Origin of the sequence: Streptomyces goshikiensis (assembly GCF_014650555.1) — a bacterium.
Lineage (GTDB): Bacteria > Actinomycetota > Actinomycetes > Streptomycetales > Streptomycetaceae > Streptomyces > Streptomyces goshikiensis.
Genome location: NZ_BMVE01000004.1, coordinates 529,493 through 547,837 on the forward strand (window position 1 = coordinate 529,493; position 18,345 = coordinate 547,837).

Here is an 18,345-nt window from a genome sequence, read left to right on the forward strand (position 1 = left end):
GAGCAGACGGTCGCCGTCGGTTCCGTCCGGGGACGGGACCGGCGGCGGCGCATCGGTACCGGACGGAACGGCGAAAGGCGGTGGGCGGGATGCCCGTATGGGACGACCTGGTGGGTCAGGAGCGGGTGCAGACGCAGCTGGCCGCCGCCGCCCGTGACGCCGACGGTCTCGTCACGGCCGTCACGGAGGGGACCGCGCCGCCCGCCGCGTCCAAGATGACCCACGCCTGGCTGTTCACCGGGCCGCCCGGCTCCGGGCGGTCCACCGCCGCCCGTGCCTTCGCGGCCGCCCTCCAGTGCACCAGCCCGGACCGCGCGCTCGGCGGCGAGCCCGGGTGCGGATTCTGCGACGGCTGCCACACCACCCTGATCGGTACGCATGCCGACGTGGAGATCGTCCGCACCGACCTGCTGTCCATCGGTGTGAAGGAGACCCGCGACCTGGTGCGCCGGGCCCAGCTGTCGCCGGCCGTGGGGCGCTGGCAGGTCATCGTCCTGGAGGACGCCGACCGGCTCACCGAGGGCGCCGGCAACGTCCTGCTCAAGGCCGTGGAGGAGCCCGCTCCGCGGACGGTGTGGCTGCTGTGCGCGCCCTCGCTGGAGGACGTGCTGCCCACGATCCGCTCCCGCTGCCGGCATCTGACCCTGCGCACCCCGCCCGTCTCCGCCGTCGCCGATGTGCTGGTCCGGCGCGACGGCATCGACCCCGCCGTCGCCGAGGCCGCCGCCCGCGCGACCCAGGGCCACATCGGCCGGGCCCGCCGGCTCGCCACCGACGAGGCGGCGCGGGCCCGCCGGGCCGCCGTGCTGAAGCTCCCGCTCCGCGTCGACGACGTGGGCGGCTGCCTCAAGGCCGCGCAGGAGCTGATCGACGCCGCCGCGGAGGACGCCAAGCAGGTCGCGGAGGAGGTCGACACCAAGGAGACCGAGGAGCTGCGGGCCGCGCTCGGCGCCGCCGCCGGGACCGGTGGCCGGATGCCCCGGGGTACGGCGGGCGTGATGAAGGAGCTGGAGGACCGGCAGAAGCGCCGCCGGACGAGGACCCAGCGCGACACCCTCGACCTGGCTCTGACCGACCTGACCGGGTTCTACCGGGACGTGCTGGCCCTCCAGCTCGGCTCGGCCGTGGCCATCGCCAATGAGGAGATACGCCACGACCTCGACCGGATCGCCCGCGCGTCGGGTCCCGAGCGCACGCTGCGGCGCATCGAGGCGATCATCGCCTGCCGCAGCGCCCTCGACCGGAACGTGGCCCCGCTCCTCGCCGTCGAGGCCATGACGATGTCGCTCCGGGCGGGCTGAGCGGGCCGGGCCGGTGTGGCCCGAGGCGCCCGGTTGACGGGCCCACCCGTCCGAGTGATCCGGCGGCCCTCGCGTGAGGGTGCCGGTCCGCGCGCGGCGGCGGGCCCGTCCCGGACGCGGGCCGGCCCGGGCGGGACCGGCGTCACCCGGCGGGCGGCGCGGGCAGGCCGTAGGCTCCCGGGCATGGACACCAGTCGCCTGCTGCGTACCACCGGGACCGTGATCGCAGCCGCCGGGCTGCTGCTCTCCGGGTGTACCTCGGGCGGTTCGGGAGCACCCCGGGCCGCCGCGTCGTCCTCCGGGACCGGTGCCGGCTCCGCCGCGCCCGGCGAGATCCCGGCGGCGCTGCGCCCGTACTACGACCAGAAGCTGAGCTGGCGCGACTGCGGTGTCCCCGGGTTCCAGTGCGCCACGATGAAGGCCCCGCTGGACTACGCGAAGCCCGGATCCGGGCAGGACATCGACATCGCGGTGGCCCGCCGCCAGGCCTCCGGGCCCGGCAAGCGGCTCGGCTCGCTCGTGGTCAACCCGGGCGGACCGGGCGGCTCCGGCATCGGGTACCTCCAGGCGTACGCGGGCATCGGTTACCCGGCGGCCGTCCGCGCCCAGTACGACATGGTCTCCTTCGACCCGCGCGGGGTGGACCGCAGCAGCCCCGTCGAATGCCTGACCGGCCCGGAGATGGACCAGTTCACGCAGGTGGACCAGACCCCGGACGACGCGGCGGAGCGAGCGAAGCTGGTGGAGGCGTTCAAGAAGTTCGCGGCGGGCTGCGAGAAGCACTCGCAACGGATCCTGCCGCACGTCTCCACCGTGGACGCCGCCCGCGACATGGACATCCTGCGCTCGGCGCTGGGCGACAAGAAGCTGTCGTACGTCGGCGCCTCCTACGGCACCTTCCTCGGCGCGACGTACGCCGAGCTCTTCCCGGGCCGTGTCGGCAGGCTGGTCCTCGACGGGGCGATGGACCCCTCCCGTCCGGCGCTCGAACTCAACCGGGACCAGACGGCGGGCTTCGAGACCGCCTTCACCTCCTTCGCCAAGGACTGCGCCAAGCAGCCCGACTGCCCGCTCGGCAAGGGCAGCCCGCAGGAGGTGGCGCAGCGCCTGAAGGAGTTCTTCCGCAAGGTCGACGCCCAGCCCGTGCCCTCCGGTGACCCGGCCCGCCCGCTGGGCGAGTCCCTCGCGACCACCGGGGTGATCGCGGCGCTGTACGACGAGAGCGCCTGGCCGCAGCTGCGCGAGGCGCTGACGGGGGCGATGAACGGCGACGGATCCGGGCTGCTGGGCCTGGCCGACAGCTATTACGAGCGGGACGCGGACGGCAAGTACGCGAACCTGATGTTCGCGAACGCCGCGGTCAACTGCGTTGACCAGCCCGCCGCCTTCAGCGGCCCGGAGGCGGTGGACAAGGCCCTGCCGTCGTTCGAGAAGGCCTCCCCGGTGTTCGGAGCGGGCCTCGCCTGGGCCTCGCTGAACTGCGGCTACTGGCCGGTGAAGGCCACGGGCGAGGCGCGGGCGCTGGCGGCGAAGGGCGCTCCGCCGATCGTGGTGGTGGGCACCCTGCGCGACCCGGCGACCCCGTACAAGTGGGCGCAGGCGCTGGCGGACCAGCTGGAGTCGGGCACCCTCCTCACCTACGACGGCGACGGCCACACGGCGTACGGACGCGGCAGCGACTGCATCGACACCGCGATCAACCGCTATCTCCTGGAAGGCAAGCCCCCGGCTCCCGGCAAAAAGTGCTGAGCGCACCCACACCCGGCGCGGTGACCCCGGCGGGGCGTTGACGACGCCCCGCCTCCACCCGCTCCTCCGGACATAGCAAAAGCCCCAGGTCACGGCGAGTGAGTCCTGGGGCTTCTACAGAGCCGCCTTCGGGATTCGAACCCGAGACCTACGCATTACGAGTGCGTTGCTCTGGCCAACTGAGCTAAGGCGGCGCCGCTGCGGAGACACGTCTTCCGGGTGAGGAAGGCGCTCATCAGCAGCGGCGCCAAGTCTACAGGGTGAATCGGGGTGCCCCGAACAGGGTTCTGGGGCGGGGGGTGAAAGGGGTTTTTCGGGGCGTTTCGGGCCCGGCTCCGGAACGGGGTGGTGGCCCCTGGTGGAGGGGGTGCTTGATCGTGCGCGGTTCGGCGGTTCAAGGGTCGGGAGTTCAGCCCTGTGTGGCGCGGTGTGGAGGGCTTTGTCGGTCGAGGCCGCGTAGGCGGGGGCGTAGGTCTGGGTGAGAGGGGCTAGTCGTTCGCCGGCCGGGTGGCGTAGGTGGCCAGTGCGGGCTCCAGTGCGGCGAAGGCGGTGTGGGCGAGGGAGGTGAGCTGCTGCACGAGTGCGTCCTCTGGGGTGTCCTGTCGGATCAGGGCGCGGGCGGTGCGGTGCAGCACGCGGTGCACGCAGGCCAGTTGCGCCGCGCTCAAGTCGGGCGTGGGATCCTCCGCGGCGGCCCGCGTCGCCTCGGTGAGCGCCGCGGCGAGGGCGGCCTCGCGCTGTTCGTCGATCTCCCGCTCGCGGGCGCGCAGCCGGGGGCTGTCGTGGACGAGCCGGGCGAACCCGGGCGTGCAGCGGCCGTTGAGCGGGTGCTGTTCGCCCAGGGTGGCGAGGTAGGCGCGGCGCAGCGCGTGCAGGGCCGATTCGCTGGGGGTCCGTTCGCGGACCGTGCGGGCGAGGCTGTCCAGCACGCTCTGGCCGGCGTCGAAGACCAGGTCTTCCTTGAGGGGGAAGTAGTTGCTGACGGTCATCTTCGAGACGTGGGCGGCCTCGGCGATCTCCGCGATGGTGACCTGCTCGAACCCGCGCTCGATGAAGAGCAGGGTCGCGACATGGGCCAGCCGGTCACGCGTCTCGCGCTTCTTGCGGTCGCGCAGGCCCCGCTCGGCGGATGCGGCGGGTGTGGTGGTCATGCGCACCATCCTAGCCAGACTCTTGAGTCGTCATAAATTTTGGTTTGACATAAATTCATGATCGACATAATTTTCGGTCGTCCCCATTGATCGGAGGAGGTTCCGTGAGCACGTTGACCGCGCAGGAGCAGGACCGCCTCGATCCGGCCCTCGTCAGGCTCGGCGCGGTGCTGGTCCTCGGCGCCGTGCTCGCCCAGCTCGACACCACGATCGTCGGCGTCGGCATGGGCGCCATGGCCGACGGCCTCGGCACCACCGTGACCACCGTGCAGTGGGTCAGTACCGGATACCTGCTCACCGTCGCCTTCGCCGCCCCGCTGTCCGGCTGGCTGCACAAGCGCTACGGCGGCAAGCGGGTCTGGCTCGGCTCCGTCGCCCTGTTCATCGCGGCCTCCGCGCTGTGCGGCCTGGCCTGGTCGGGGCCCTCGCTGATCGCCTTCCGGCTGCTCCAGGGCATCGGCGGCGGGCTGATGCAGCCCGTCGGCCAGGCGCTGGTGGCCCGGCACGCGGGCCCCCGGCGGATCGGCCGGCTGATCGGCGTCATCACCGTGCCGGTCTCCGTCGCGCCGATCCTCGGCCCCGTCGTCGGCGGACTGATCGTCCAAGGGGCCGGCTGGCGCTGGCTGTTCCTCGTCAACGTGCCCGTCGGACTGCTCGCGCTGCTGCTGGCCGCCCGGATCGTACCGGCGGACGGGGCCGAACGGGACACCGCCGTACGACCGGACGTGCTCGGGCTGACGCTGCTCCCGACCGGCCTGGCCGCACTGGTCTACGGGCTCGCGCAGCCGGGGACGGGCGGCTGGGACCCCGTACGGGCGGTGGCGCCGGCGGCCGGGTGCGCCCTCCTGGCCGGCTACGTGGCGCACGCGCTGCGGACCACCCGGACCCCCTTGCTCGACCTGCGGCTCTTCGCGGGGCGCGGGTTCACCCTCGCCGGGATCAACACCTTCCTGCTCGGCGCCGCCCTCTACTCCTCGATGATGCTGCTGCCGCTGTACTTCACGCAGGTCCGCGGTATGGACCCGCTGCACGCGGGGCTGCTGCTGGCCCCGCAGGCACTGGGCAGCGCGGTGATCACCCCGCTGGCCGGCCGGCTCACCGACCGGCACGGGCCGCGCAGCGTGGTCCTCGCGGGCATCGGGCTCACCGTGCTCGGCACCGTCCCGTTCGTCCTGACCGGCGATCCGCTGCCGGAGGCGCTGCTGATCGCCGCCCTGTTCCTGCGGGGCGTGGGCCTGGGCGCGGTGGTCCCGCCGAACGTCGCGGCCACGTACACCTCGGTCGACCGCTCCCAGGCCCCGGCCGCGACCAGCGCCCGTACCGTCCTGAACCGGGTGGGCGGCTCCGTCGGCACCGCCGTGCTGGCCGTCATCCTCCAGAACGCGCTGGCGGGCGGCGGCGGAGCCGAGCCGCAGACCGCCTACGCCCACACCTTCGGCTGGGCGCTGGCCTTCGGCGTGCTCACCCTGGTGCCCGCCGCCCTCTACCCGCGCCGCGCACCCGGCCGGTCCTGACCCCCCGTCCCCTCCCGCCGATCGGAGAACCCCATGACCAAGACCACCCCCGCCGACGAGCCCACGCCCGCAGCCGCCTCGGGACTGCGCCGCGGACTGCGCATGATGGCCGTGCACGCCCACCCGGACGACGAGTCCAGCAAGGGCGCGGCGACCATGGCCCGTTACGTGGCCGAGGGCGCCGAGGTGCTGGTGTGCACCATGACCGGGGGCGAGCGCGGCGACGTGCTCAACCCGGCCATGGACCGCCCCGAGGTGTGGGCCGACCTGCCCCGGCTGCGCCGGCTGGAGATGGACCGGGCCCGCGAGATCCTCGGCGTACGGCAGGAGTTCATGGGCTTCGTCGACTCCGGACTGCCCGCCGCCGGCGAGGAACTGCCCGACGGCTGCTTCGCCCTGGAGCCGCTGGAGACGGCCGCCCGCCCGCTGGTCGAGGCGATCCGCGCGTTCCGGCCGCACGTGGTGGTCACGTACGACGAGAACGGCGGCTACCCGCACCCGGACCACATCAAGACCCACCAGGTCAGCGCCGAGGCCTTCGCCGCCGCGGGCGATCCGGAGCGCTACCCGGGCACCGGCGGGCCGTGGCAGCCGCTCAAGCTCTACTACACCCTCGCCTTCAGCAAGGCGTACTTCCGCGCGATCTACGAGGCCATGACGGCCGCCGGCCTGGACTCCCCGCACGGCGAGGTGCTCAAGGAGCTCGCGGACTTCGAGGAGCCCTGGGCGATCACCAGCCAGGTCGAGTGCGCCGCGTGGTTCCCGGCCAGGCTGCGGGCCCTGCTCGCGCACGAGACGCAGATCAACCCCGACGGGCCCGAGCGGTCCTGCCCCCTCGACATCGAGCAGGCGGCCTGGCCCACCGAGGACTACCACCTGGCGCGCTCGCACGTGGCGACGACGCTGCCCGAGGACGACCTGTTCGCCGGCGTCGCCGCCACCGCGCCCGCCGCCGGCTGACGGCTCCCACCCACCGGTCGCCGGGGGGTGGGGGCGGGGATACGTTGGAGGGGCAGGGGGGCCTGGGCGTCGTGCGGCAGGAGGCCGGGCATGGTGACACGGTGGCGCGGTGCCGCGGTGGGAGCGGTCGCGGCGGGGCTGGTGGTGGTGCCCCTGGGAGCGGGATCGGGAGCGGGAGCGGGAGCGGTCCACGCGGGGAGCGCGGGGCAGGCCCCGGCGCGCGGGACCTCGACCTCGGTCTCCGCGGTCTCCCCGGCTCCGCAGCCTCGGTCCGACGCGTTTCCCCGGCTGACGCCGGAGGTGGCCCGGCAGCTGGACCAGGTCGTGCGTCAGGTGATGGCCGAGACCAAGGTGCCCGGGGTGATGGTCTCCCTGTCGGCCCCGGGCAAGGGCGAGTACGTCCGCACCTTCGGGATCGCCGACAAGGCGACGCGCGCGCCGATCACCACCGACATGTACATGCGCATAGGCAGCGAGACCAAGACCTTCACGGTGACGGCCCTGCTCCAGCTCGTCGACGAGGGCAAGGCCGGGCTGGACGACCCCATCGGGAAGTACGTCGCGGGCGTGCCCAACGGAGACCGGATCACCCTGCGCGAACTGGCCGGGATGCGCAGCGGCCTCTACAACTACTCCGAGGACCCGGACTTCTTCAAGGCCCTGACGAGCGATCCGCGGCGCCCCTTCACCCCGCAGGAGCTGCTCGGCTACTCCTTCAAGCACCCGGTGCTGTTCGCGCCCGGCGCGAAGTTCGACTACTGCAACACCAACCTGATCCTGCTGGGGCTGGTGGTGGAGAAGCTGACCGGGCAGAAGCTCGCCGACTACATCAACGAGAAGGTCGTCAAACCCGCCGGGCTGACCCACACGCTCTTCCCCAAGGGCGCGGAGTTCCCCCGGCCGCACTCCCAGGGCTACACGAACCAGACCGCGACCGGCAAGGTCGAGGACTCCGCAGACTGGAACCCCTCCTGGGGCTGGGCGGCCGGAGCGATGATCTCCCAGCTCGGCGACCTGAAGCAGTGGGCGAAGGTACTGGCCACCGGCGAGCTGCTCACGCCCGCCACCCAGGCCCAGCGGCTGAAGGTCACCCGGGCCGGCGACCGGCCGGACGCCGGCTACGGCCTGGGCATCTTCAACGTGGGCGGCTGGATCGGGCACAACGGCTCGCTGCCCGGCTACCAGTCCCTGACCCTGTACCTCCCCGGGGCGAAGGCGACGCTGGTGGTGCTGCTCAACACGGACATCTCCTACCAGGGCCGCGAACCCAGCTCCCTGTTCGGCGAGGCCATCACCGAAACGGTGACCCCGGACCACGTCTACAGCCTCAGCGCCCAACCGGTCCCCGGAACGCACTGAACCCCCGCTCCCGCGCACAATGACCCCGGCCCCGGCGTGCGCCCGGGGGCGAGGGAGAAGACGTACATGAGCGGTCAGGCACTTCCGCCGCAGGGCGACCCCACGGTCGGGCTGCGCGTCGCGGGCGAGGACGACATCGAGACGGCGGCCGGGCTGTTCCGCGGCTACCTGGACTTCTACGGCGTCGCCGTCGAGGACCCGGACCGCCCCCGCGCCTTCCTCGCCGAGCGGATCCGGGCCGGCGAGTCCCTGGTCCTGCTCGCCGACCTGCCCGGGGCCGGCACGGTCGGGTTCGCGCAGGTCTACCGGACGTTCTCGTCGCTCGCGATGCGGCCCGTGTGGATCCTGTACGACCTGTACGTGGCCCCCTCCGGGCGGCGCGGCGGCGCGGGCCGGGCGCTGCTGCGGGAGGTGCTGCGGCGCGCCGGAGAAGCCGGGGTGGCGGGCGTGCAGTTGGAGACGGCGTACGACAACGACGCCGCGCAGACGCTGTACGAGTCGGAGGGCTTCGTGCGCGAGGAGTTCCACGTCTACTTCCACGAGCTGGACTGAAACATTCCCGTGCCGTCACCGCGTCAGTGGGATGAGACGGACACGAGGGGGAGTTCATGCGGCAGGGGCGCCGGGACAGATCAGGGTTCCGCGAGTTCGCGGCGGGCCGGTCGGGGCACCTGTACCGCTCCGCCTGTCTGCTGACGAGCGGGGACACCCACCTCGCGGAGGACCTCGTACAGGAGACCCTGGGGCGGATGTACCTGCTCTGGGGGCGGGTCTCGCGGATCGACAACCCCGCGGCCTACGCGCAGACGGTGCTGGTGCGGGCGTTCCTGACGCACCGGCGGCGCCGCTCGGCGGGGGAGCGCCCGGTCGGGGAGTTCCCCGATGCGCAGGGGGCGGCCGGCGGCGCCGATCCGGCGCTGCGGCTGACGCTGCTGGACGCCCTGGGGCGGCTGGCGCCGAAGGACCGGGCGGTGCTGGTGCTGCGGTACTGGGAGGACCGCAGCGTCGAGGAGACCGCCGATGCGATGAACGCCAGCTCGGCGGCCGTACGGACCCGCAGCACGCGGGCGCTCGCCCGGCTGCGGGAGCAACTGGGCGGCAGTCTGGCCGAGTTCGCCGAACTCTGAACGAGCGGTCCCTCCTTCCGGCCCTCCTTCCGCCCGTTCCTGCCCCGTAACCATGAAGTGGAAAGGTCTGGTTCCGCATGCCCTTCGAAGATGAGCTCGGCAACGCCCTCCGGCGGGCCGGGGACGGTTTCACCACCGACGGGCACGCCCTCGTCGAGGCCGGCGAGCGGCGCGGCCGACGCCTCGTGGCGCGCCGCCGGGCGGCCGTGGTCGGCGGGTCGGTGCTCACCCTGGCCGTGGTCGCCACCGGCGGCGCCTACACCGGCGGCCTGTTCGGCGGCGCGGGAGGCAGCGGCGGCCCCGGCCGGGTCGATGTCGCCGCACCGCCGGAGCTGTCGGCCGGCCCGACGAAGGCACCGGCCCGCGGCGGGCCGTCGTCGAGGACCGGCAGCGGGGCGGTCTCCGGCGCGCAGCTGGTCTCCGTACTCAAGGAGCTGCTGCCGGGCGGGAAGGTGACGGACACCGAGGCGAGCGGCACCGGCGCCCCGCAGGGCCCGAGCGTCCGCGGCGTCTACGACGACGGCGAGGGCGCGGCGCAGATCGGCGTCACCCTCACGCGGACCGACCCGGACGGCCGGACCACGGCGGGAGCGCTGGAGTGCCCCGACGCGAACACGACGGACTACGAGGCCTGCGCCACCGAGACGCTCGCCGACGGTTCGAAGGTCATGGTCTTCCAGGGGTACGAGTACCCCGACCGCCGCGAGCCCACGAAGCTGTGGCGGGCGACGCTGGTGACCAGGCAGGGCTTCCAGGTCGAGGTGATGGAGTGGAACGCCCCCGCCGAGAAGGGCGCGAAGGTCTCGCGGCCCGCGCCGCCGCTGGGCCCCGCCCAGCTGAAGGCGTTCGCCGCCTCGCCGCTGTGGCACCCGGCGCTCGGGGACCTGCCGGCCGCCCCGGCCGAGGGCCCCGCCCCGGACCCCGTCGGGGCGGACGCGCGCGCCGTCCTGGAGTCGCTCGTCCCGAAGAACGGGATCACGGTCGCCTCCAAGGGCGGCGGGGGCGACTACGCGTACCTCGTGCTCGACGACGGCAAGGGCGCCTCGCTCGTGCAGGTCAACGTGCAGGAGCAGATGGGCGCGGCGCTCGGCGGCCACATGAGCGGCGCCACCACCCTGCCCGACGGCACCAAGGTGCTGGAGACGAAGCAGCCCGGCGAGAAGGGTGGCAAGGGCGTGCTCTGGTGGTCGGCCGACACGCTGCGCCCCGACGGCCGCCGGGTGGTGGTCTCCGCCTTCAACACCGGCAACCAGTCCAAGCCGGCGACGCGGAAGGAACCCGTCCTGACGATGGAGCAGCTCAGGACGATCGCGCTCGACCCGAAGTGGTTCGGCTGACGCCTCACTTGGCGTCGGCGTAGCACTCCACGATCGCGGTGGTGAAGGGGAACCGGACCGGGGTGTCGCCGAAGGCGATGCGGCCCGCCCGGTCCCCGGCCGCGCGGATGGCCTCGGCGACGGCCTCGGCCTCCTCGGCGGGGCAGTGCACGATCACCTCGTCGTGCTGGAAGAACACCAGCTCGGCGCGCATGCCGGCGGCGGCGATGGCCTGGCGGAGCGCGGCGAGCAGGAGCAGCGCCCAGTCGGCGGCGCTGCCCTGGACGACGAAGTTACGGGTGAACCTGCCGCGGGCGCGGCTGTGGGAGGAGGCGTAGGCCGGGGTCCGGCCGTCCTCGCGGTCCGGGGCGGAGGACTGCGGGGCGGCCTGGGGGATCCCGGCCTCGCCGTCGGTGTCGCCGTGCTCGGAGGCGGCCGGGGGCGGGCAGGTGCGGCCCAGCCAGGTCCGTACGAGACGGCCCTCCTCGCCGGCCTTGGCGGCCTCGTCCACGTAGGCCACGGCCCGGGGGAAGCGGCGGCGCAGCGCGGCCAGGTTCTTCAGGCCGTCCCCGGAGGTCTGGCCGTAGACGGCGCCGAGGACGGCGAGCTTGGCCATGTCCCGGTCACCGGCGAAGCCTTGGCGGGAGATGGCGGTGTAGAGGTCCTCCGGCCGGCCGGCGACCTCCATGAAGGCGGGGTCGCGGGAGATCGCGGCCAGCACGCGGGGCTCCATCTGGTCGGCGTCGGCGACGACGAGCCGCCAGCCCGGGTCGGCGACGACCGCCCGCCGGATCACCTTCGGGATCTGCAGGGCCCCGCCGCCGTTGGTGACCCAGCGGCCGGTGAAGGTGCCGCCGGGGATGAACTCGGGGCGGAACCGGCCGTCGTGGACCCAGTCGGCCAGCCAGGACCAGCCGTGCGCGGTGTAGATCCGGTACAGCTTCTTGAACTCGACGAGGGGCTCCACGGCCGGGTGGTCGATCTCCTGGATCTCCCAGCGGCGGGTGGACTTGAGCTTGATGCCGGCCTCGGCGAAGGCCTTGATGACGTCGGCGGGCAGATCGGGGCGGACGCGACGGCCGAACGCGTCCGAGATCCGGTCCGCGAGCTCGGCGAGGCGGCGGGGCTGGCCGCCGCCGGCGTAGCGCTCGCCGAGCAGCTCGGTGAGCAGGGCGCGGTGGGTGTCGGCCCGCCAGGGCAGACCGGCGCGGTGCATCTCGGCGGCGACGAGGAACGCGGCCGACTCGGAGGCGGTCAGCAGGCGCATCCGGTCGGGATGGGCGGTACGGGCGAGCCGGGCGCTCTGGTCCGCGTGGACGGCGAGCAGGGCGTCGAGGGGGAGCGGGGCCGGCCGGGGGTCGAAGAGGGAGTCCTGGGCGCCGGGCTCGGCGGCGCGCTGCGGGGGGTCGGGCGGGATGGGGCCGCCGGTGAGGCGGGCCCAGGCGGCGGCGGCCGAGCGGGGTTCGCCGTAGCGGCCCTCGTGGCGGAGCAGGAGCAGCTCGGAGTTCTCGATGTCGTAGCAGCGCTCGACCGTGACGCCGGAGGCGAGGAGGCGGGGGTAGACGGCGGAGGTGGAGCGCCAGATCCACCGGGTGCCGGCCGGCGCCGCGGCGACCGCGGCGGCGGGGTCGGCATACCGGCCCGCCGCCCCGGCGGCGCCGGGCGCGGGGGCCGGGCGGGCATACGACCCCGCCGCCGCACCGCCGCCGTCGGCGTACCGCCCCGCCGGCCCGCCGCCCAGCGCGGGGTCGGCGTACGGCCCCGCCGGCCCGCCGCCGGGCGTGGGCGCCGGGCCGGGATACGGGCCCGCCGCCCCGGCCCCGCCGACCGGGGCGGCGTGCCACCACCCGTCGCCGTCCTCGGCGAGGGCCCAGTGGGGGGTGGGGTCGCTCATGGGTGCGAGTGTCCCACCCGGGTCTGACACCGCCCGCCCACCGCCCCGCGCGGCGCCCCCGCCGCCCGGCCCGGCCCGGATCGGCGGCGTCCGGCCAGGGCGGGGGCGGTGGGGCGGGCGTGCCAAGCTGGGTGGTGTGAAAGACACCGTCGACCGCGCCTTCGCCGCCGCCCTCTACGCCCAGGACGACACCGGGCTCGACACCGGCGCCTCGCTGCTCGCCGCCGATCCCGGCCGGTGGGGCGAGGCCGGGCGGGAGCTGCTGGCGCGCGGCGAGGGGTACCTGAGGCAGGCCTGGGAGCGGGGCTGGCAGCCGGCCGACGTCCTGCGGCTGGTGCGGCGGGACCTCGAAGAGCGGCACATACGGATCACCGGCGACCTGATCGCCGGCGAGGCGCGGCGCTACGCCCGGCTGCCCGAGGGGTGGACCGACGCCGAGGTCTGGTGGACGGACGGCGCGGACGACGCCGCGTACGGGGAGCGGCTCGCGCGGCGCGAGAAGGCGGACCGGTTCAGCCTGGCGACCGCGCTGCTGGAGGTGCTGCGGCTGCTGGTCCGGCTGCCCTCCATCGAACCGGTGGGCCCCGTCCCGGGCGACCCGGCGGCCGACGCGCTGGAACACGCGCACATCGAGCCGCGCATGCTGGGGCGGATCCGCGCCCTGCTCGCGAAGGCCGAGGCGACCACCTTCCCGGAGGAGGCGGAGGCGCTCAGCGCCAAGGCGCAGGAGCTGATGGCCCGGCACACCGTGGACGAGGCGCTCCTCGCGGCGAGCGGCAGGGGCCCGGCCCAGCTGCCCGGCGCCCGCCGGATCGGGGTCGAGCCGCCGTACGAGGAGGCCAAGGCGGTCCTGCTGGACGCGGTGGCCACCGCGAACCGCTGCCGGGCCGTGTGGAACAGCGCCTTCGAGTTCTCCACGGTGGTGGGGTTCGAGAGCGATCTGGAGGCCGTCGAGCTGCTCCACACCTCGCTGCTCGTGCAGGGGAACGCCGCCATGACCCGGGCCGAGGCGGCCCAGCGCTCCGGCGGCCGCAAGCGGACCAAGACCTTCAGGCAGTCCTTCCTGCTCGCCTACGCCAGCCGGCTCGGCCAGCGGCTCGCCGAGACCGCCGAGCACACCGCGAGCGAGGCCCCGGACAACCTGCCCGCCCTGGTCGCCCGCGACGTCGCGGTGACCTCCCGGGCCGACGAGATGTTCCCCCGGACCACCACGACCCGGCTGCGCGGCGCCACCGACCACGCGGGCTGGGAGGACGGCACGGCGGCCGCCGACCGGGCCCGGATGGGCGCCGGCCACACCCCCCTGCCGCGCTAGGCCGTCTCCTCCGCCCGGGCCGTCTCCTCCGCCCGGGCGGCCGCCTTCGGCGGAGGCTGTTCCTCCGTGCGCAGCGCCCGCGTCTCCGCCTTGAGGATGCGCAGCGACTTGCCGACCCCGCGAGCCATGTCGGGGAGCCTCTTCGAACCGAACACCAGCAGACAGACGATCAGCAGGATCGCCAGGTGCCAGGGCTGAAGGGCGTTCCGGAGCATGCGCGTACCCACCTTCCAAGGACCGCCGGCCGGCGGCCACCCGACGGTAGCGGGACACGGCTGAAGAAGTCCTGAAAGGTCACGAAGGCCCTAATCTCGACATCATGAGCTGGACGCGGGCGCTGAAGCACACCGTCCGCACCGGCATGACGATCGAGCGCGCCTCCCTCGAACCCCTCGTCGCCCTCCGCGCCACCGTCGGCCTCGCCCTCGTCATCGGCGCCGGTCTCGCCCTCCTCGGGCCCGGCGCCGCCGCCAGCTCCGCGTTCGGCGCCTTCATGGCCGCCATCGCGGCCTTCCAGCCGAGCTGGCGCCCGCGCCCCGTGCTCGCCCTCGCCTCCGGGCTGACGCTGGCCGTCTCCACCTTCGTCGGCTACCTCGTCGGCGCCTCGAACACCGCCCTGTTCCTCGCCCTGCTCGCCGTCTGGACCTTCCTGACGGGGCTGGTGTGGGCCGCCGGCGCCACCGCCGGGATCATCGCCTCCGGCAACGTCGCGATCATGCTGGTCACCGTCACCCTGCCCACCTCCGTGGCCCAGGCCGCCGGGCACGCCGCGATGATCGCCGCCGGCGGCGTGGTGCAGGCCCTGCTCATCGTGGTGTTCCCGGTCCGCCGCTGGGGCGCCCACCGCGACGCCCTGGCCGACGCGCTCGCCGCCGAGGCCGACTACGCCCGGCGGCTGCGCCAGGACCCCGCCGCGCCCTTCGACCCGCAGCCCCTGATGAAGGCGCGGGACGCCGCCGCCGTGACGGTGCGCCAGGCCCGCCGGCGGCCCGCCGAGCTGCACGGGGCGCGGGGGCTCGCGGAGAGGGTCCGGCCCGTGCTGGCCGCGCTCGCCGACCCGGCGGTCGGGGCGCCCGCCGAGGGCCCGGCCCGCGACCGGGTGCGGGAACTGCTGGCCGCGGCGGCGGAGGTGCTCGACGCCGCCGCGCGGGCGATCCGCCGCGGTGCGCCGGTCCGGCTGCCCGCGCCGGCGCTGGCCGTGCTGAAGGCCCCGGACCTGGGCGACGTCCTGACCGGCCCGCCCCTGCGGGCCGCGCGCCGGCTCGCCGCCCTGCTGGACGGCGTACTGGAGACGGCCGAGCCCGGCTCCGGCCGCACCGCGGATCCCGCGGCGTCGATGCTGCGGCCCACCCTACGGTCCCTGGTGCCGGTGGTGCTGAGGGACGTACGGGGCGAACTGCACCCGGGGTCGACGATCCTGCGGCACGCGGTGCGCCTCACGGCGGCCACCTCGGCCGGGTACCTGATCGGGCAGGCGCTGCCGTTCGGGCACGGCTACTGGGCGCCGATGGCCTGCGTGATGGCGATGCGGCCCGACTTCACGCAGACGTACGCGCGGGCCGTCGCCCGCTTCGGCGGCACCCTGGCCGGCGTCACGGCCGCCACCGCGATCGTGCGGCTCGCCCAGCCGGGGATGTACCTGTCGGGCCTCCTCGCGGTGGTCAGCGCGGGCCTGATGTACGTACTGATGCGCACCGGGTACGCGGTCGCGCAGGCCTTCGTCTCCGCGTACGTCGTCTTCCTGCTCGGCATGGGCGGCCTCCGCTGGGACCAGACCGTGCCCGACCGGGTCGCCCTCACCCTGGTCGGCGGGCTGCTCGCGATGCTCGCGTACGCCGTCTACCCGGCCTGGGAGAGCCCCCGGCTGCACGGCAGGCTCGCCGACTGGCTCGCCGCCGCCGGGCGGTACGCGGCCGCCGTGCTCGGCCAGTACGCCGATCCGGCCGGGGCCCGCCCGGCCGAGGTGCGGGCGGCGCTGCTGGCCGCCCGGGACGCCCGGATCGCCTGGCAGGAGGCCCTGGAGCGGGCGGCCGGGGAGCCGGTGCGCCACCGGGGCCCCTCCGGGGAGGCCGCCGACGGCGCGGGCGACGCCCTGGCCGCGCTGGGCCGGGGCGCCATGCTGCTGGAGGCCCACGTCCCGGACCGGGCCCAGGCCCCGGTGCCGGGCGCGGCCGCCCTCGCGGAGGTCCTGCGGACGCGGACGGAGGCGGGGGCGAAAGCGGTGCGCGAGCGCCGGGTGCCGGAGTGGGAGGACGTCCGCACCCTGCTGACCAGCTGGGACGCCCCGGAGTCAGGGGTGTTGCGGGGAGCCGCAGACCAGCTGCTGGAATCGCTGGAGGCGTTCTCCGAGGCGCTGCGCCCCTGAACTGTGATCAAGGGAGCACTGCGCGTGCACGTGCATCTGCCCATGCAGGCGCTTATGAACACAGCTATGATCCGGTGGAGTTGACATCTGCACTATCGGGGGCTTCCTGTGGACCACGCGTACAACGGGATGGCAGCTGCAGAACTCGGCGGCGTGACCTGGCAGAAGAGCCGACACAGCAATTCGCAGGGATCCTGCGTGGAGTTCGCCAAACTGCCGGGCGGCGGTGTCGCCATGCGCAATTCACGCTTTCCGGACGGCCCGGCACTCGTGTACACGCCGGCCGAGATAGAGGCGCTGCTGCTGGGCGTCAAGGACGGCGAGTTCGACCACCTGATCGCCTGACGGGCATTCGAGGGAACAGCGCCGTGATCGCGCCATGCACGTGCACTGGCCGGGACTGATCGAAATGATCAACCCCGGCCAGTTGTCGCTTGTCTGACGATTCGTCCCCCGGGCGGCACCCCGTCGCCCCCGGCCGGTCCCCAGCCGGCCCCGGGCCGGGCCTCCGGCCGGATCCCGGCCGGATCCCGTGCTCAGTCCTGGAGCATGAACAGCGCCCAGACCACCTTGCCGGTCAGCCGTCCCGCGAGCGGGTGCCAGCCCCAGGTGTCGCTGTACGAGTCCACCAGGAACAGCCCGCGCCCGGACTCCAGGTCGCAGTTCTCGTCCGTCCGCTCGGGTGTGAACGAGCCCCCCGGCCGGTCCTCGCTGGGGTCCCGTACCGCGCACACCAGGCGGGTGCTCCACCGCATCAGGTGCAGCCGTACCGGCGCCTCCGGCTCGCCCGCCGTACCGCGCGCGTCGTCCGGCAGGGCGTGGCGCAGCGCGTTGGTGACGAGTTCGGAGACGACGAGGGCCACGTCGTCGAAGCGCTCGTCCAGGCCCCACTGGGACAGCGTGGACCTGGTGAACGAACGGGCGCCCCGCACCGCCTCGTAGCGGGCGGGCAGAGCGCAGGAGGCGGACCCGGAGACAGCCGTGGGGTCGACCGGGGGAAGCCCCTGCCGTAACGGCTCGAGCATGGTCGATCCATTCGTCCCCATGCGAGGCACTCCCGGGATTCGCGGACTGAGCGGTGACTCTGTCCAAAAAGAACTGCGGGGTGGGTCCGGCGCCGGCGCGAAGAGCACGCAGGTGCGCGGGGACCATCGTTCCGAATGCGGAAGTCAGATGCAAGGGCAGATGCACGTGCACGCGCCGGACCTGTCCACTCCCGTGACGGTTCTTGCTCATTTCTTCCTACGCATCCTGACGGACTTCTTTTCCGGGGTGCCGGATTCCGTTACAGAACGAGTACGGAGCGAAGCGTTTTGGTGGCAGACTGCGGCCCCTAGGGGTGCGGGGGCCCCGCGACGCACACGCAGCACGCACGCGTAGACCAACGCGCAACCATCGCGATGGGGAGGGCAGGACAAGTGACCGCAGAAGCCAGTGGTTCTGTGGTGCGCCGCATCCTCCTGGGCTCACAGCTCAGGCGACTCCGAGAATCCCGCGGCATCACACGTGAGGCGGCCGGCTACTCGATCCGCGCATCCGAATCGAAGATCAGCCGCTTGGAGTTGGGAAGGGTGAGCTTCAAGGCCAGGGACGTCGAGGACCTCCTCACGCTCTACGGGGTCACGGACGGCGCGGAGCGGGAGTCCCTCCTCGGGCTCGTCCGCGAGGCCAACGCGGCGGGCTGGTGGCACAGTTACGGCGACGTACTGCCCAACTGGTTCCAGACGTACATCGGTCTCGAAGGCGCCGCCTCCCTGATCCGCATCTACGAAGTCCAGTTCATCCACGGCCTGCTCCAGACCGAGGCCTACGCGCACGCCGTCGTCAAGCGCGGCATGCCCGGCGCCGCCGCGGCCGAGATCGACCGCCGCGTCGCGCTCCGCCTGGAGCGGCAGAAGGTTCTTGTCTCCGAGAACGCCCCGGTCTTCCACGCCGTCCTCGACGAGGCCGCGCTGCGCCGCCCGTACGGCGACCGGGACGTCATGCGGGGTCAGCTGGAGCACCTCATCGAGGTCTCCCAGCGCCCCAACGTCCAGCTCCAGGTGATGCCCTTCTCCTTCGGCGGTCACGCGGGCGAGAGCGGAGCCTTCACCCTGCTCCGTTTCCCCGAGTCGGACCTCCAGGACATCGTCTATCTGGAACAGCTCACCAGTGCCCTCTACCTGGACAAAGAAGAGGAAGTGGCGCAGTACGCAAGGGCGATGGAGCGGCTCCAGGCCGATTGCCCGGATCCCGAACGGACCCGGGATCTGCTACGCGGCCTGCTCCAACTGTCTTGATTCGCACGTAGTATG

The 18,345-nt window shown here is 73.8% G+C and carries 16 protein-coding genes and 1 tRNA gene; 12 read left to right on the plus strand and 5 right to left on the minus strand.

Annotated elements, in window-relative coordinates:
* The first annotated feature begins 89 nt into the window (after positions 1-89).
* Positions 90-1,301, plus strand: a complete 1,212-nt coding sequence (locus tag IE248_RS15740; protein ID WP_073798014.1) for a DNA polymerase III subunit delta' — start codon at positions 90-92, stop codon at positions 1,299-1,301.
* A 183-nt stretch (positions 1,302-1,484) separates the two neighbouring features.
* Complete coding sequence (locus IE248_RS15745; RefSeq protein ID WP_073797925.1) at positions 1,485-3,050, plus strand: alpha/beta hydrolase; 1,566 nt, start codon at positions 1,485-1,487, stop codon at positions 3,048-3,050.
* Between the two features lie 120 nt (positions 3,051-3,170).
* Here the strand turns inward: IE248_RS15745 and IE248_RS15750 are convergent.
* Together IE248_RS15750 and IE248_RS15755 are read right to left on the minus strand one after the other, a co-directional pair.
* A tRNA-Thr gene (locus tag IE248_RS15750) sits at positions 3,171-3,244 on the minus strand.
* 294 nt (positions 3,245-3,538) lie between these two features.
* Positions 3,539-4,201: a TetR/AcrR family transcriptional regulator gene (locus IE248_RS15755; RefSeq protein WP_190030993.1), complete on the minus strand. Its 663-nt coding sequence runs from the start codon at positions 4,199-4,201 to the stop codon at positions 3,539-3,541.
* 104 nt (positions 4,202-4,305) lie between these two features.
* Between IE248_RS15755 and IE248_RS15760 the strand changes: the two genes are divergently transcribed.
* From IE248_RS15760 to IE248_RS15785, 6 genes are all read left to right on the plus strand, one after another.
* The gene (locus IE248_RS15760; protein WP_229895338.1) at positions 4,306-5,715 is read left to right on the plus strand and encodes an MDR family MFS transporter; all 1,410 of its coding nucleotides are present in this window, start codon (positions 4,306-4,308) and stop codon (positions 5,713-5,715) included.
* 105 nt (positions 5,716-5,820) lie between these two features.
* Positions 5,821-6,675, plus strand: a complete 855-nt coding sequence (gene mca / locus IE248_RS15765; RefSeq protein ID WP_373301523.1) for a mycothiol conjugate amidase Mca — start codon at positions 5,821-5,823, stop codon at positions 6,673-6,675.
* Positions 6,676-6,765: 90 nt separating this feature from the next.
* Positions 6,766-8,034, plus strand: coding sequence for a serine hydrolase domain-containing protein (locus IE248_RS15770; RefSeq protein ID WP_190030995.1), 1,269 nt, complete (start codon positions 6,766-6,768; stop codon positions 8,032-8,034).
* 66 nt (positions 8,035-8,100) lie between these two features.
* Positions 8,101-8,586 carry a GNAT family N-acetyltransferase gene (locus tag IE248_RS15775; RefSeq protein WP_229895339.1) on the plus strand — a complete coding sequence of 162 codons (486 nt, stop codon included), beginning with the start codon at positions 8,101-8,103 and terminating at the stop codon, positions 8,584-8,586.
* A 56-nt stretch (positions 8,587-8,642) separates the two neighbouring features.
* Positions 8,643-9,161 carry a SigE family RNA polymerase sigma factor gene (locus IE248_RS15780; RefSeq protein WP_073797932.1) on the plus strand — a complete coding sequence of 173 codons (519 nt, stop codon included), beginning with the start codon at positions 8,643-8,645 and terminating at the stop codon, positions 9,159-9,161.
* A gap of 77 nt (positions 9,162-9,238) precedes the next feature.
* On the plus strand, positions 9,239-10,498 hold the full coding sequence (locus IE248_RS15785) for a hypothetical protein (RefSeq protein WP_190030996.1): 1,260 nt from the start codon (positions 9,239-9,241) through the stop codon (positions 10,496-10,498).
* Positions 10,499-10,502: 4 nt separating this feature from the next.
* Here IE248_RS15785 and IE248_RS15790 read toward each other — a convergent pair whose 3' ends face one another.
* Positions 10,503-12,371 carry a bifunctional 3'-5' exonuclease/DNA polymerase gene (locus IE248_RS15790; protein WP_190030997.1) on the minus strand — a complete coding sequence of 623 codons (1,869 nt, stop codon included), beginning with the start codon at positions 12,369-12,371 and terminating at the stop codon, positions 10,503-10,505.
* 136 nt (positions 12,372-12,507) lie between these two features.
* Here IE248_RS15790 and IE248_RS15795 point away from each other — a divergent pair, with 136 nt between their 5' ends.
* Positions 12,508-13,686, plus strand: a complete 1,179-nt coding sequence (locus IE248_RS15795; RefSeq protein ID WP_073797935.1) for a DUF2786 domain-containing protein — start codon at positions 12,508-12,510, stop codon at positions 13,684-13,686.
* Here the strand turns inward: IE248_RS15795 and tatA are convergent.
* Complete coding sequence (gene tatA, locus IE248_RS15800; protein ID WP_190030999.1) at positions 13,683-13,901, minus strand: Sec-independent protein translocase subunit TatA; 219 nt, start codon at positions 13,899-13,901, stop codon at positions 13,683-13,685. The two genes, IE248_RS15795 and tatA, sit on opposite strands and share 4 nt — an antisense overlap.
* Positions 13,902-14,005: 104 nt before the next feature.
* On the opposite strand from tatA, the gene IE248_RS15805 reads away from it, so the two are divergent.
* Both IE248_RS15805 and IE248_RS15810 read left to right on the plus strand, forming a co-directional pair.
* A complete protein-coding gene (locus IE248_RS15805; RefSeq protein ID WP_190031000.1) occupies positions 14,006-16,051 on the plus strand; it encodes an FUSC family protein in 2,046 nt (681 codons plus the stop codon).
* A 108-nt stretch (positions 16,052-16,159) separates the two neighbouring features.
* Entirely contained in the window at positions 16,160-16,396 is a 237-nt protein-coding gene (locus IE248_RS15810; protein WP_008742531.1) for a DUF397 domain-containing protein, read from the plus strand.
* Between the two features lie 191 nt (positions 16,397-16,587).
* On the opposite strand, the gene IE248_RS15815 is transcribed toward IE248_RS15810, so the two are convergent.
* On the minus strand, positions 16,588-17,097 hold the full coding sequence (locus IE248_RS15815) for an ATP-binding protein (protein WP_190031001.1): 510 nt from the start codon (positions 17,095-17,097) through the stop codon (positions 16,588-16,590).
* Between the two features lie 354 nt (positions 17,098-17,451).
* Here IE248_RS15815 and IE248_RS15820 point away from each other — a divergent pair, with 354 nt between their 5' ends.
* On the plus strand, positions 17,452-18,330 hold the full coding sequence (locus tag IE248_RS15820; protein ID WP_047960644.1) for a Sco1979 family transcriptional regulator: 879 nt from the start codon (positions 17,452-17,454) through the stop codon (positions 18,328-18,330).
* The last annotated feature ends 15 nt before the right edge of the window (positions 18,331-18,345 follow it).

Excerpts from the sequence above, each read along its gene's own strand:
- IE248_RS15740 (WP_073798014.1), top strand. The coding sequence starts at position 90 with ATGCCCGTATGGGACGACCTGGTGGGTCAGGAGCGGGTGCAGACGCAG.
- IE248_RS15745 (WP_073797925.1), top strand. The coding sequence starts at position 1,485 with ATGGACACCAGTCGCCTGCTGCGTACCACCGGGACCGTGATCGCAGCC.
- IE248_RS15755 (WP_190030993.1), bottom strand. The coding sequence starts at position 4,201 with ATGACCACCACACCCGCCGCATCCGCCGAGCGGGGCCTGCGCGACCGC.
- mca (WP_373301523.1), top strand. The coding sequence starts at position 5,821 with ATGGCCGTGCACGCCCACCCGGACGACGAGTCCAGCAAGGGCGCGGCG.
- IE248_RS15770 (WP_190030995.1), top strand. The coding sequence starts at position 6,766 with ATGGTGACACGGTGGCGCGGTGCCGCGGTGGGAGCGGTCGCGGCGGGG.
- IE248_RS15775 (WP_229895339.1), top strand. The coding sequence starts at position 8,101 with ATGAGCGGTCAGGCACTTCCGCCGCAGGGCGACCCCACGGTCGGGCTG.
- IE248_RS15780 (WP_073797932.1), top strand. The coding sequence starts at position 8,643 with ATGCGGCAGGGGCGCCGGGACAGATCAGGGTTCCGCGAGTTCGCGGCG.
- IE248_RS15785 (WP_190030996.1), top strand. The coding sequence starts at position 9,239 with ATGCCCTTCGAAGATGAGCTCGGCAACGCCCTCCGGCGGGCCGGGGAC.
- IE248_RS15790 (WP_190030997.1), bottom strand. The coding sequence starts at position 12,371 with ATGAGCGACCCCACCCCCCACTGGGCCCTCGCCGAGGACGGCGACGGG.
- tatA (WP_190030999.1), bottom strand. The coding sequence starts at position 13,901 with ATGCTCCGGAACGCCCTTCAGCCCTGGCACCTGGCGATCCTGCTGATC.
- IE248_RS15805 (WP_190031000.1), top strand. The coding sequence starts at position 14,006 with ATGAGCTGGACGCGGGCGCTGAAGCACACCGTCCGCACCGGCATGACG.
- IE248_RS15815 (WP_190031001.1), bottom strand. The coding sequence starts at position 17,097 with ATGGGGACGAATGGATCGACCATGCTCGAGCCGTTACGGCAGGGGCTT.
- IE248_RS15820 (WP_047960644.1), top strand. The coding sequence starts at position 17,452 with ATGGGGAGGGCAGGACAAGTGACCGCAGAAGCCAGTGGTTCTGTGGTG.